At 71.2% G+C, this 13,258-nt stretch carries 10 protein-coding genes; 8 read left to right on the top strand and 2 right to left on the bottom strand.

The features are described from left to right. The first annotated feature begins 206 nt into the window (after positions 1 to 206). The 8 genes from wrbA to OHB13_RS03765 all read left to right on the top strand — a co-directional run bounded on the left by wrbA (position 207) and on the right by OHB13_RS03765 (position 9,601). Positions 207 to 827 (top strand): NAD(P)H:quinone oxidoreductase, encoded by a 621-nt coding sequence (gene wrbA, locus OHB13_RS03800; RefSeq protein WP_328375622.1) that lies wholly within the window; start codon positions 207 to 209, stop codon positions 825 to 827. A gap of 102 nt (positions 828 to 929) precedes the next feature. Next, complete coding sequence (locus OHB13_RS03795; RefSeq protein WP_328375620.1) at positions 930 to 1,700, top strand: 2,3-dihydro-2,3-dihydroxybenzoate dehydrogenase; 771 nt, start codon at positions 930 to 932, stop codon at positions 1,698 to 1,700. Between the two features lie 34 nt (positions 1,701 to 1,734). Beyond that, positions 1,735 to 2,358, top strand: a complete 624-nt coding sequence (locus OHB13_RS03790) for an isochorismatase family protein (protein ID WP_328375618.1) — start codon at positions 1,735 to 1,737, stop codon at positions 2,356 to 2,358. Beyond that, complete coding sequence (locus OHB13_RS03785; RefSeq protein ID WP_328375616.1) at positions 2,355 to 4,292, top strand: anthranilate synthase family protein; 1,938 nt, start codon at positions 2,355 to 2,357, stop codon at positions 4,290 to 4,292. Before OHB13_RS03790 ends, OHB13_RS03785 begins: the two co-directional genes overlap by 4 nt. A 205-nt stretch (positions 4,293 to 4,497) precedes the next feature. Beyond that, the gene (locus tag OHB13_RS03780) at positions 4,498 to 6,072 is read left to right on the top strand and encodes a class I adenylate-forming enzyme family protein (RefSeq protein WP_328375614.1); all 1,575 of its coding nucleotides are present in this window, start codon (positions 4,498 to 4,500) and stop codon (positions 6,070 to 6,072) included. After that, positions 6,069 to 7,667 carry an FAD-dependent monooxygenase gene (locus OHB13_RS03775; protein WP_328375612.1) on the top strand — a complete coding sequence of 533 codons (1,599 nt, stop codon included), beginning with the start codon at positions 6,069 to 6,071 and terminating at the stop codon, positions 7,665 to 7,667. The genes OHB13_RS03780 and OHB13_RS03775 overlap by 4 nt, the downstream gene beginning before the upstream one ends. A 74-nt stretch (positions 7,668 to 7,741) precedes the next feature. Next, a complete protein-coding gene (locus OHB13_RS03770; RefSeq protein WP_266861261.1) occupies positions 7,742 to 8,221 on the top strand; it encodes an RrF2 family transcriptional regulator in 480 nt (159 codons plus the stop codon). A 180-nt stretch (positions 8,222 to 8,401) separates the two neighbouring features. Then, entirely contained in the window at positions 8,402 to 9,601 is a 1,200-nt protein-coding gene (locus tag OHB13_RS03765) for an MFS transporter (RefSeq protein ID WP_328375610.1), read from the top strand. A gap of 194 nt (positions 9,602 to 9,795) precedes the next feature. Here the strand turns inward: OHB13_RS03765 and pcaB are convergent, their stop codons facing one another. Together pcaB and OHB13_RS03755 are read right to left on the bottom strand one after the other, a co-directional pair. Continuing rightward, positions 9,796 to 11,223, bottom strand: a complete 1,428-nt coding sequence (gene pcaB / locus OHB13_RS03760; RefSeq protein ID WP_328375608.1) for a 3-carboxy-cis,cis-muconate cycloisomerase — start codon at positions 11,221 to 11,223, stop codon at positions 9,796 to 9,798. Further along, on the bottom strand, positions 11,220 to 13,220 hold the full coding sequence (locus tag OHB13_RS03755; RefSeq protein WP_266859333.1) for an FAD/NAD(P)-binding protein: 2,001 nt from the start codon (positions 13,218 to 13,220) through the stop codon (positions 11,220 to 11,222). The genes pcaB and OHB13_RS03755 overlap by 4 nt, the downstream gene beginning before the upstream one ends. Between the last annotated feature and the right edge of the window lie 38 nt (positions 13,221 to 13,258).

Raw genomic sequence — 13,258 nt, 5'->3', positions numbered from 1 at the left:
GGTACGGCCCGGCCTGCGCCCGGCCCCCGGTGACCGCGCCGTTCGCGCCGGAAACCTGATGGAGTAGCCGCCACTTGACGGATTGCGCCGACCGGCCTTGGCGGGTGCTCCGTCCACGTCACAGGATCGGGGCAATGCGAAGCGGGCCCGCCCTCCCGGCCGGCCGGGCCCCCGTGCGCCTTGTCCATCCACTGAGGGGGAGCGCCATGTTGAACGTCGCCGTGGTCTATTACTCGTCAACCGGGAACGTGCACCGGCTGGCCGACGCCGCAGCAGTCTCCGCGAGGAAGACGGGCGCCGAAGTGCGCCTGCGCCGGGTGGCGGAAGTGTTTCCGCAGTCGCAGGTGGAGGCCGGGAACGACGCCTGGGCCGCACATCTGGAAGCCACCCGCGATGTACCCCTGGCCGCACTGGACGACCTGGAGTGGGCGGACGCGATCCTGTTCGGCACGCCGACCCGTTTCGGTCTCCCCGCCGCGCAGCTCAAGCAGTTCCTCGACACCACGGTGGGGCTGTCGCTCCAGGGCAGGCTGGTGAACAAGGTCGTCTCCTCGTTCACCTCCACGGCCGCCGCGCACAGCGGGCAGGAGAGCACCATCCTCGCGCTGAACAACACCTACTACCACTGGGGCGCGATCATCGTCCCGACCGGCGCCACGGACCCGGTCCTGACCACACCGGGCAACGGCAACCCGTACGGGGTCAGCAGCGTCTCCGGCAACCAGCCCGGCAACGTCAGCGAGGAGAACCTCGCGGCCATGGAGTTCCAGGCCCGCCGGGTCGCCGGGATCGCAGCCGCCCTCAAGCGGGGCTTCCAGGCCGCCTGACGTCTCCGCCGCCGTACAGACCGCGTCAGCACGCAGCGCAGACCGCGTCGGCACGCAGTGCAGGCCGCGTCAGCGCGCACACCATCACAGGAGGTCCGAGGCATGGAGAGCAGGATCGCCCTCGTCACGGGGGCAGCCGGCGGAATCGGTGAAGCAGTGGTCCGGGCACTGGGGGAGCGCGGTGTGCGGATCGCCGCCGTCGACCAGGACGGCGACCGCCTCCGGCGCACGGTGGGCGGTCTCGTCGCCGAAGGGCATCAGGTCGCCGGATTCGTCTGCGACGTGACGAGCGGCCCGGACGTCGAATCGACGGTCGAGAGCGTCGAGTCGGAGCTGGGGCCCGTGGACTATCTCGTCAATGCGGCCGGTGTGCTGCGCCTGGGGGAGGCCCGGAGCCTCACCGACGAGGACTGGCTGTCGACGTTCGCGGTCAACACCACCGGCGTCTTCCATATGTGCCGGGCGGTCGCCAACCGGATGGTCCCCCGCTCGCGCGGCGGCATCGTCACCGTCGCGTCGAACGCCGCCGGCACCCCCCGCACGGACATGGCCGCATACGCCGCGTCGAAGGCGGCGGCGTCCATGTTCACCAAGAGCCTCGGCCTGGAACTGGCACGGCACGGCATCCGCTGCAACGTGGTCGCACCCGGCTCGACCGAGACTCCGATGCTCACCTCGATGTGGCAGGACGAGAGCGGGCCCAAGGGCACCATCGAAGGCCGGCCCGAAGCTTTCCGGGTGGGCATCCCGCTCGGCAGGTTGGCCCGCCCGTCGAACATCGCCGACGCCGTCGTCTTCCTCCTCTCGGACCAGTCCTCGCACATCACCCTGCACGACCTGACGGTCGACGGGGGTGCCGCACTCGGTGTCTGACCGACCGACTGACCCCAACCAGCGGAGAAGGACCTTGCCCGGCATACCCCGTATTGAGCCGTACCCGATGCCGACGTCGGCCGATCTCCCCGCCAATGTCGCAGGGTGGACCGCCGACCCGGAGCGGGCCGTACTGCTCGTTCACGACATGCAGCGTTACTTCCTGAAGCCCCTGCCCGACGCCCTGCGCGACGAACTCGTCCGCAACGCGGCGGAGTTACGGGACCGCTGTGCGGCGCTCGGCGTCCCCGTGGCGTACACGGCGCAGCCCGGCGGGATGACCGAGCAACAGCGCGGCCTGCTCGCCGACTTCTGGGGACCGGGCATGCGTACCGCCCCCGCCGACCGGGAGGTCGTCGAGCCGCTGGCCCCGGTCCCCGGCGACTGGGTGTTCACCAAGTGGCGCTACAGCGCCTTCTTCCGCTCCGACCTGCTGAAACACATGCGTCAGGCCGGCCGTGACCAACTGATCATCTGTGGCGTGTACGCACACGTCGGAGTGCTCATGAGCGCCGTCGACGCGTTCACCAACGACATCCAGGCATTCCTGGTCGCGGACGCCGTCGCCGACTTCTCCGCGGACCAGCACCGACAGGCCGTCGAGTACGCGGCGAGACGCTGTGCGATGGCGGTCACGACCAAGGAAGTCCTGCTGTGACCGGAACCCGAGAGCGCGCCCCCCTTCCCCCGGGCGGCCCCGACCTGCTCGGACAGGTACTCAGTGACCGGCCGCCGCCGTTCGCGCTGCTCCACCGTCCCGAGGCGTCCGGCCGGGGAACGCTGGACGTCCTGCTCGGCGAGGTCTCGACACCCGCCACGCTCGCCGAGATCCCGCTGCCGGACGCGGCCGGCCGGCCGGGTGCTCCCCGGCACGAGATGCTGGTCCTCGTCCCCTACCGCCAGATCGCCGAGCGCGGCTTCGTCTGCACCGACGACGGCGCACCGCTGATCGCCATGACCGTCGTCGACCAGACGACCACTCCGGTCACCGAAGCGCTGTCCCGGATCCCGGACGCGCCCATCGAGCTGGCGGGCGGGCACTTCGACATCGACGACGACACCTACGCCGACACCGTCCGCCGGGTGATCGCTGACGAGATCGGCCAGGGCGCCGGGGCCAACTTCGTCCTCAAGCGCACGTTCGTGGCCGATATCACCGGTTACACGCCGCACAGTGCGCTCACCCTCTTCCGGAGGTTGCTGGTGGGGGAGTCGGGCGCGTACTGGACGTTCATCGTGCACACCGGGACGCGGACGTTCGTCGGTGCCACACCGGAGTGTCACGTCAGCCTGCGCGACGGAACCGCCGTGATGAACCCCGTCAGCGGCACCTACCGCTACCCGCCTTCGGGGCCCACCCTGCCCGGCGTGATGGAGTTCCTCGCCGACCGCAAGGAGGCCGACGAGCTCTACATGGTCGTCGACGAGGAACTGAAGATGATGGCCCGGATCTGCGAGAAGGGCGGCCGGGTGACCGGGCCCTATCTCAAGGAGATGGCGCGCCTCGCGCACACCGAATACGTCATCGAGGGCCACAGCACCAGGGATCCGCGCGAGATCCTGCGCGAGACGATGTTCGCGCCCACCGTCACCGGCAGCCCGCTGGAGAACGCCTGCCGGGTGATTCACACGTACGAGCCGCAGGGCCGCGGCTACTACAGCGGGGTCGTCGCGCTCATCGGGCAGGACGGGGCCGGTGCCCGCGCCCTCGACTCCGCGATCCTCATCCGTACCGCCGACATCGGCGGGGGCGGACGGCTGAACATCAGCGTCGGCGCGACGCTCGTACGCCACTCCGACCCCGCTTCCGAAGTGGCGGAGACCCGGGCCAAGGCCGCAGGACTGCTCGCGGCGCTGCAGGCCGACGCCCCGGCGACGCTGGCGTCGCACCCCGAGGTCAGGGCTGCGCTGGAACAGCGCAACGACACCATCGCCGGCTTCTGGCTCGCCGGCGGGCAGCCCGGCCGGGCCGGCGGACCTGCCCCGGACGGACAGAACGACGCGCTGTCCGGCAGCGACCGCAAGGTGCTCGTCATCGACGCGGAGGACACCTTCACCGCGATGCTCGCCCACCAACTCCGGTCGGTGGGGCTCTCCGTGACGGTACGTCGCTTCGACGAGCCGTACGGCTTCGACGGCTGGGACCTCGTCATCATGGGGCCGGGCCCCGGTTCCCCGCACGACGGCGGCCATCCCAAGATCGCACACCTGCGGGCAGCGATACGGACCCTGCTCGCCGAGCGGCGGCCCTTCCTCGCCGTCTGCCTCAGCCATCAACTCCTCAGCCGCGAGACCGGCTTCGAGGTGGTCCGCCGGGCCACCCCGAACCAGGGCGTGCAGCGCGAGATCGACTTCTTCGGCCTCCGGGAGCGGGTCGGCTTCTACAACACCTTCGCCGCGGTCTCCTCCCACGACAAGGTCGACTGCGGTGCGGCCGGGATCGTGGAGGTGAGCCGCGACGCCCGTACGGGCGAGGTGTACGGCCTGCGTGGCAGCCACTTCGCCTCGATGCAGTTCCACCCCGAGTCCCTGCTCACCCAGGACGGCGTACGCATCCTGGAACGGCTCATGGCGGAGGTGCTGAGCACATGAGGGATGAGCGCATGACCGCTGAGCCCATGACTGCTGAGCTCATGGGGGCCGTGGATCCGGCCCCGCCCGGGCCGAACACACCACCCGTACCCACCCAGATGACGGACTCCGCACCGGTTTCTGTACCCAGGACCGCGCCGGCGGTGTCATTTTCTCCAGACCTCCACCCACCTGTGCAGCCGCAGTCGAAGCCGAGGAAATCCTGATGTTCCGGATACCTTCCAGCAACAACGGCCTCTATCTCGGATCGGTGCCCGAGTCGGCCGCCGCGAAGAATGGCGGCACACTGATCACGCTCGACCACGACATGGTCACCCTGCCCGGTGTCGGGCGCACCCTGACCGTCGCCGAACTCGCCGAGCACGTGGACGACATGGCGGGCCGCCTGTGGGCCGCCGGGGTCCGGCCGAGCGAGCACGTCGCGGTCCACCTGAGCCCCGGGTTCGACATCTATGTGCTGGCAACCGCGGCGGCCCGTATCGGCGCCGTGCCGGTCATGCTGTCACCGGCTCTGGAGGGGGAGAGTGTCGCCGCACTGCTCGAACGGCTGGACAGGCCGCATCTGCTCACGGACGGAACGAAGCTGGACGGGACGCTGTCCGCCTTCCCGATCGGCGACCTCACCGACCGCGTCATCGTCACCACCGGCTCCCGGCCGGACGCCGTGACCCTGGCCGGACTTGCCGGGTCGCCGCGGCAGCAGCCGGTCATGCTCCACCCCGACCAGCCCGCGCTGATGACGCACACCTCCGGCACCACAGGGCTGCCGAAGCTCGTCGTGCACTCCGCGCGCAGCCTGCGCGGCCGGTACCGCCCGCAGGAACGGCTCGCCTCCCTGGTCCGCCGGCGCGAGACCGTGGCCATCCATGTGTCGTACGTGCATTCGCGGATGTATCTGGCGCTCGCCGTACTGCTGCCACGGGCCATGCCGCTGGTCATCATGAACGAATCGGCGCCCGCCGGAGTCGCGGAGCTCTTCGCCGAGACACGGCCCGGGTTCATCGAGACCCACCCGAACTCCTTCATGGAGTGGGAAGAACTCGTCGACCACCCGCGCAAACCGCTCGCCAGCGTCCGCTACTTCAGCAGCACGTTCGACGCGATCCACCCGAGCACCATGGACCGGCTGCTGGGGGCGTCGGAACGCCGCTCGCCGCTGTTCTTCCAGATCTACGGCCAGAGCGAGTGCGGCCCGCTGGTGGGCCGTGGCTACACCCGGAAGAACGCGCACAAGGCCGACGGCCGGTGCCTGGGGTTCGCCATGCCGGGCGTGACGAACTTCCGGCTGGTGAGCCGCAACGGCGCCCGGCCGTCCCGGGAGACCCCGGGCTACATCGAGGTGAGTACCGGCGGCCGCGCCCTGACCTACTTCGGGGAGAGGGAGCGCTTCGACCAGCAGGTGCACGGCAGTTGGTGGCGCGGCGGCGATGTCGGATACCGCTCCAGGTTCGGCTGCCTCCATCTGCTGGACCGTGAGGTCGACGTCATCCCGACCATCCACAGCACCCTGGAGGTCGAGGACACCCTGCTCGGCCGGCTGGAGGAGCTGACCGAACTCGTCGTGGTGGCGGGCCCGCACCAGGAGCCTGTCCCGGTCGTATGCACCAAGGACGACCGGCCGTTGCAAGCCGAGCGGTGGCGGTCCGCGGTGGCCGATCTCGCGCCGATGGCAGCTCCGGTCCAGATGCCGCTGACCGAGCTGCCCCGTACGGCCACCATGAAGATCAAGCGCATCGAACTGTCCCAGTGGCTGCGGACGCAGGAGGGCCCGGAATCGTGACACGGCAAGTGACCGGGGGCGACGTCCGGCCCCCCGCGGCGGACTTCGACGTACTCGTGGTCGGCGCCGGACCGAGCGGGCTGATGGCGGCCTGCGAGCTGCTGCGGCGCGGGGTCCGGGTGCGCGTCATCGACCGGGCGCCGGAGCCCGTGCGCGCTCCGAAGGCCCTGTCGCTGTGGCCGCGTGCGCTCGACATCCTGGAGGACGTGGGGCTGTACGAGGAGATCCGGCGGAACTCCAACCGGATCGACGCCTTCAGCTACTTCTCCGACCGCAGGCTGCTCGCCTCCTTCGGCTTCTCCGAGGACCTGGCGTCCCGGATCCTCCCGCAGTACGAGACCGAACAGGCGCTCACCGGACAGCTGGAGCGCCTCGGCGGCAAGCCCGAGCGCGGCGTCCGGCTCCTGGCCCTGGACGATGTCGACCACTCCGGGGACATCGAGGCCACCGACGGTGTCACCGCCGTACTGGAGCATTCCGACGGGGGAGTGGAACGCGTCAGGGCGCCGTTCGTCATCGGCGCCGACGGAGCGAGCAGCTCCGTGCGCGGCCAGATCGGCGTCGGCTTCGACGGCAGCACGTACGAGATGGCCTTCGCGCTGGTCGACACCCGGATCGAGGGCCACCTTCCGCCGGACGAGATCAGCTACTACCAGTCCCCGGCGGGGACGCTGGTGATCGTGCCGATGCCGGACGGTGTCTTCCGCTTCCTGTCCGTCATGGCCGGCGGCCGTGAGGTGAGCGTGCCCATGATGCAGGCCGTTCTCGACGAACGGGGGCCACGCGGGGTGCGGATCACGGAACCGGTGTGGCAGACGGTCTTCCGGGTCCATGCCCGGCACGCCACCGACTTCCGGCGCGGACGTGTCTTCCTCATGGGAGACGCGGCACATGTGCACAGCCCGGCGGGCGGACAGGGCATGAACAACGGTCTCCAGGACGCCAACAACCTCGGCTGGAAACTGGCTTCGGTGATCCAGGGCCGGGCGCCGGGCTCGCTGCTGGGGACGTACGGCCCGGAACGCTCCGAGGCGACCCGCCGCATCGTCCGTGACACCGATCTGCAGACCCGGGCCTGGATGGTCGACAGCCAGGTGCGCATCCGGGCCCGCGACGCGGCCTTCCGGCTGCTCGACAGGTCCGGCGCGGTGTCCCGGCTCTACGCACCGGTGATGGCCGGCCGGCGCCTGGCCTATACGCCGGCCCGCGCCACCCAGTACCCGGCCCGCCGGTCGGGCTGCCCGCCGCGTACCCGGCTGCCCGGCGGTCTGAAGGTCGGCGCCGTCTTCCCCCGGGAGCGGGCGGTGCCCCTCGGTATCTCGGGCCCGGACGTGGACCCGTCGGCCTGGACGGTCGCCGTGATCGCGCCCCGGGACGGTTCCGCCTGGCTGACCGAGGTCGGGCACCTGGTCGACCGGTGGCCGCCGCTGCGCGTGGTGCGGCTGGCGCGCGCGGATGTCGCGCCGTACGGCGGCTGTGGGCGGCCGGGCTACTACCTCGTCCGCCCGGACGGACACATTGCCGCGCACGGCCACGCGCGGGACCTGAACCGGCTGGAGGCCGAACTGGGTTCGGCGCTGCTGCCGCGCACCTGATCATCTCCCCTTGAACGTACGGCCGTTGGGGTTGCGTCCTCGTATCCTCGACAATTAATATCCAGGATGTGAGGATGCATGAGGGCGTCGAATGGGCGCTGCACAGTTGCCTCAACCTGGCGTGGGCCGGGGACGAGCGGGCGATCACCGCTGCCCGGCTCGCGGCGTACCACGACCTGCCGGCGGCCTACCTCAACAAGCAGCTTCAAGCGCTGGCCCGGGCGGGCATCGTGTCGTCCGCTCCGGGCCCGCGGGGCGGGTTCCGGCTGGCCCGCAGGCCCGAGGACGTCACCCTGATGGATGTGGTGGCGGCGATCGAGGGGCCGGACCAGGCCTTCCGCTGCACCGAGATCCGGCAGCAGGGGCCGGGTGCGGGGATGCCGGACAACTACGGCGGTCCGTGCACCGTTTCGCGGGCCATGCGCAAGGCCGAGGTCGCCTGGCGCCGGGAACTCGCGGGCCAGACCCTCGCGGACATCAAGGCCACGGCGGAGCGCACCGCCCCCGGGGTGCCCGGCCGTGTGCGCCGCTGGTTCGCCGACTCCCGCGCCTGAACCCCCGCCGGCCCCCGGGCAGCGGCGGGAAATACCCGCACAGCAATTCTGGACATTTTTTATCCTGATACCAAGGGGTTCAACCATGAGTGCTCAGCCTGAACGCATCTGTGTCTGCGAGGTGTTGCCCTGGTGGACGGCGGATCCGCAACCACTGCGGCAGGGGATCGGGGGCACTCCGTGACGGATCTCGAATCCCCGGTGGCCACCACCACCGGTACGGACAGGTCGCCGTTAAGGGGGTGGCTCGCGGTCGCCGCCGTCACCCTGGGAATCTTCTCCCTGATGACATCGGAACTGCTGCCGGTCGGCCTGCTCACGCCGGTCGGTTCCGAGCTGAATGTGTCCGAGGGCACGGCCGGGCTGATGGTGACGGTGCCCGGTCTGGTGGCCGCGGTGTCGGCGCCACTGATCACCGTGGCCGCCGGCCGGCTGGACCGCAGGTGGGTGCTGGCCGTACTGGTCGGCCTGGTCGGTGTGGCCAATCTGGCGGGCGCCCTGGCGCCGAACTTCGCCACCCTGCTCATCGCCCGCCTCTTCATCGGCGTGAGCGTCGGCGGCTTCTGGGCGATCGCGGGCGGCCTCGCCCTGCGGCTGGTGCCCGAGAAGCATGTCCCCCGGGCCATGTCGATCATCTTCGGCGGTGTGTCGACCGCATCGGTGCTCGGTGTGCCCACCGGCACCCTGCTCGGCGACATGAGCGGCTGGCGCACCGCTTTCGCCTCGGTCGGGCTGCTCGGCCTGGCGGCTCTGGTCTGCCTGGTGCTGATGGTCCCGCCGCTGCCGGCCACCCGGACGATCACCATGGCCGAACTGCCCCGGCTCCTCCGCGCCAACACGGCCATCCGGATCGGCGTACTGGCCACTTTCCTGCTCATCACCGGTCACTTCATCGCGTACACATTCGTCCGCCCGGTCCTCCAGGACATCTCCGGCTTCGACGGCGACATGACCAGCTCACTGCTGCTCATCTACGGAGTGGCGGGCATCCTCGGTAATTTCGTGGCCGGTTCCCGGGCCGCGAAGCACGTCCGGGGGACGCTGTTCGTCATCGCCCTCGTACTGACGGCTGCCATGGTCCTCATCCCCGTCCTCGGAACGGGACACGTCGGAGGGCTTCTCCTCCTGGTGGTCTGGGGCCTCGGGTACGGAGGAGTCTCGGTGAGCCTGCAGACCTGGATGCTCAAGGCCGCACCGGAAGCGAACGAGGCCGCCTCGTCCCTCTTCGTCATGATGTTCAATCTGTCGATCGCCCTCGGCGCACTCATCGGCGGCCGCGTCGTGGACGGCTCAACGGCCGGTGTGCTGTGGCTCGGAGGCGCACTTGTCCTCCTGACCGCGGTGGCGGTGGGCGCGTCCAGGAAGGCGCAACTCGCCTGAGGGTGTGCGCCGTCGGGGCCCGAGCGGGGTCCCGGTCCGGCACCCGCACCCCTCCATGAACCGCCGCGTTGCGCCGACCGTCCTCGGCACAACGCGGCCCTGCCACAGCGCAACACCGCCCCCGCGCGGTTCCTGGGAGCAGCGCGGGGGCGGTCGGGCAGTCCTGCCGCAGCAAGGCTCCGGCGGGCCGTCTCTCAGGTCCCCGTCTGCCGCAGTGCGCGGTCCGCCAGCGCAGCCGCGGCGCCCGTGTAGCGCGCCGGATCGCACAGCTCGGCCAGTTCGGCCGCGCTCAGCCGGCCGTGCAGTTCCGGGGCTCCGGCCAGCACGTCGTGCAGCGGCCGGGCGGTCCGCGCCGCGACCGTGGACGCCTCACTCAGTACCCGCTGAGCCGTGGCCTTGCCGATCCGGGGCGCCAGCACCGCCGCGATCCGCTCCGAGACGATCCCGCCCCCGGTGAGTTCCAGATTCGCCCTCATCCGCTCAGGGCGCACCTCAAGGCCCTCGGCCAGTTCCGCCGCCGTGTGGGCGGCTCCGCCGGCCAGCCGCAGGCACTCCCGCAACAACTGCCACTCGGCCTGCCAGACACCGCCGGACCGCTCGTCCTCCGAGACCAGGCACTGGGTCAGGCCCGCGGCCAGGACGGGAACCTGCAGCGCGGCACTGCGCACCAGGGTGGCCAGAACGGGGTTGCGCTTGTGGGGCATGGCCGATGAACCTCCCCGCCCGGCGGCAGTCGGCTCGGCGACTTCGCCGACCTCCGTCCGGGACAGCGTCTGCACGTCGACAGCCATCTTGGCCAGCGCCCCGGTGGTGAAGGCCAGGGCCGCCGCCAGGTCGGCGACCGGGGTACGCAGGACATGCCAGGGCAGCACGGGCCGTGCGAGACCCGTCTCCGACGCGAACGCGTCGAGCAGCCGGTCGAGGTAGTCGTCCGGGTCGGGCTGCCCGTCGGTTCCGGCCGTTCCATCGCCGTCGATCCGGGCGTACTCCAGGTACCCGGCGAGCGTTCCCGCGGCCCCGCCCAGCGAGACGGGCAGCCCGTGGTCGAGAAGCCGGCCGAGCCGTGCGTCCGCCTCCAGGACGAGCTGCCGCCAGCCGGCCGCCTTCAGGCCGAAGGTCGTGGGCACGGCGTGCAGGGCCAGGGTACGGCCCGCCATCACGGTGTCGCGGTGCCGGCGGGCCAGCTCTCCCAGGGCCGTGGCCACCCGGGTGAGATCGGCCCGTACGATCCGCAGCGCCCGCCCGGCGACCAGCATGGCACCGGTGTCGAAGATGTCCTGGCTGGTGGAGCCGCGGTGTACGTACTCGGCGGCGGCCGGGTCGTCGGCGGCCACCGCCCGGCTGAGCGCCCGCACGAGCCCGACGACCGGGTTGGCGGTCTCCCGGGACTCGACGGCCAGCGCACGCAGGTCGAGACGGTCCGCCCGCGCCGCCCGGGTGATGGCGTCCGCGGCCGCGTTCGGCAGGGTCCCCAGTCCGGCCTGCGCACGGGCCAGAGCCGCTTCCGCGTCCAGCATCGCCTGGAGCCAGGCGCGGTCGCAGACAGCCGCTTCGACAGGGGTGCCGGCCCGCACGGGAGACAGCAGCCCGGCGTCGGTCAGCACATCGGGCTGCTCGGTCATACGACCACCCCCACGAGGTCGGAGTCGGCGGTGAACGGGCGTACCCCGGCCGGGACATGAGCGACCGGGGGCAGGGCGAGCACGGCGCGGGCGATCTCGTCGGAGTCGCCCAGCGTCACCGAGTCCACTCCGGGCCGTATCCCGGCCGCGGTCACCCAGTGCACGGACTCGGTGGGAACCCCGTAGGCGAACCGGCGCGGGTGGGCGGTGCCCTGTGGCCCGAGGACGTGGTAGGGCCGCGGGGTCACGGCGAGGCCCCCGGTCTCGTATCCGCCCTCCTGGCCGCCCGGGATGCGGTACGTGGTGCACTGGCCGGTGTTGAGCAGATGCCGCAGCAGCGGGTCGGCCGTGCGGCGCAGATCGGGCTCCGGCAGCCGGGCCTCTATCAGCGTCTGCGCCCGCACCGGAGGGCCGGGTATGACAGTGGAGTCGGCGACGAATGCCGGGTTGCCCGTGTCGATGCGAATACGGGTGCCCGGTCCGGTGACCTCCAGGATGCCCGCTTCCATGAGCGCGCCCATCTCCTCGATACGGGAGGCCGGCGGGCCGATGGAGAGGTAGGCGTTCAGAGGTGTGTACCAGCCTTCGAGGTCGTCCCGGTGCGAGCCGCCGTCCAGGCCCCCGTGGTCGACCGCGAGCCGGACTTCGTTCCGCAGGTCCCGCAGGACGTCGAGCGCGGCCTTGAGCGGGCCGCTGAGGTTGCCCGCTCGTGCCTGCCGCACGTCCCTGGCCAGGTAGTCCAGCAGCCAGGACCGGAATGCGTCGCGATCGGTGAAGACCCGGTCCCCGTAGGGCTTGGTGAGCCGTTCCCAGCTCCAGCGGTCATCGGTCCCGATACGCCAGGCGTCCAGCAGCGCCGCCGGGTCCTGTCCCGGCGGCAGCGCCAGATACTGGTCGGTGAAGGGCTCACGGTCCGCGCCCCGCCCCCGGGCCGCCAGCAGGGTGCCGTAGTAGACGCTCTCCACTTCCCGGGAGATGAGCGGCCACAGCTCCGTGGCGAAGCGGACCCCGCCGGCCTCCGCCGGCCTGCTGCGCAGTCCGTCGATCAGCGCCGGGGTCAGGAGCCGGGGGAAGTACCGTCCGGAGGCGCCCTTCTCGTTCTCCCCGCGGGCCTGGTACGGAACACCGCGACGCGAACTCGCGTACAGCTGCGGTTCGTTCCCCGAAGGCCGGTAGACCAGGCGCTCGCCCTCCCGGTCGAAGGTCCCTCCGCGCCCGACGGTGAACAGTGCCATGTGGTCGAAGAAGTTGAGTCCCAGCCCCCGGAGCAGCACCGGGCTGCCCGGCTGGATCGCGCTGAGGTCGAGGTCCGCCGGGTTGGCGGGGGTGATGTACGTGAGGTGGTGGATACGGGCGAGACTCGCTGTCCGCTCCTCCTGCGGGGTGAGGCGGGCCGCGACATGGCCGAGTGCGAGAACGATGGCGTCCAGGTGGTCGAGTCTCGTACCGTCTTCGAGCCGGACGCCCTGCGGCCCGCCGGGTACGCCGTGGGTGTCGGCCATGGCGACCGCACGCGACCGGTGCACCCGGACCGTCACATGGGCCGGCGCGTGGGCGACCATGTGACGGAACCGGTCGGCCAGATAGCTGCCGTAGAAGGCGCGGGTCGGATAGGAGTCGGGGCCCAGCCCCCGGGCCTCGGCGAGGGTCGCCGCGTCGACGGCTTCCGGCCCGTCCCCGCCGCTTCCGCCGGCCGGTGTCCCGACCAGCTCCTGGGCCCAGTCGTAGAGGCTCGGTCCCGGCTCGACCGGCCCGTCGATCTGTGAACTCTCGTCCGTGTAGACAGTGATCTGTGAGGCCACGGTGTTCATCAGGAGGTGGCGGGACTGTTCGGTACGCCATACGGCGCCGGCGCCCGGAGTGGCCGGGTCGATGACGTGCACGGTCACCGACGGGTGCGAGGGGGAGCGCCGTTCGTTGGCGCACAGCCGCTCCAGCACGGACAGACCGCGGGGGCCGGCGCCGACGACGCAGACTTCGATACGGCCGCTGCTCATGACGGGCACTCCGCTCTCGGATGGCTGACAACGATCAC

The organism is Streptomyces sp. NBC_00440 (assembly GCF_036014215.1).
Taxonomy (GTDB): Bacteria; Actinomycetota; Actinomycetes; order Streptomycetales; family Streptomycetaceae; genus Streptomyces.
This window is presented reverse-complemented; position numbering and strand designations above follow the sequence as displayed.

Excerpts from the sequence above, each read along its gene's own strand:
- wrbA (WP_328375622.1), top strand. The coding sequence starts at position 207 with ATGTTGAACGTCGCCGTGGTCTATTACTCGTCAACCGGGAACGTGCAC.
- OHB13_RS03795 (WP_328375620.1), top strand. The coding sequence starts at position 930 with ATGGAGAGCAGGATCGCCCTCGTCACGGGGGCAGCCGGCGGAATCGGT.
- OHB13_RS03780 (WP_328375614.1), top strand. The coding sequence starts at position 4,498 with ATGTTCCGGATACCTTCCAGCAACAACGGCCTCTATCTCGGATCGGTG.
- OHB13_RS03770 (WP_266861261.1), top strand. The coding sequence starts at position 7,742 with ATGCATGAGGGCGTCGAATGGGCGCTGCACAGTTGCCTCAACCTGGCG.
- pcaB (WP_328375608.1), bottom strand. The coding sequence starts at position 11,223 with ATGACCGAGCAGCCCGATGTGCTGACCGACGCCGGGCTGCTGTCTCCC.
- OHB13_RS03755 (WP_266859333.1), bottom strand. The coding sequence starts at position 13,220 with ATGAGCAGCGGCCGTATCGAAGTCTGCGTCGTCGGCGCCGGCCCCCGC.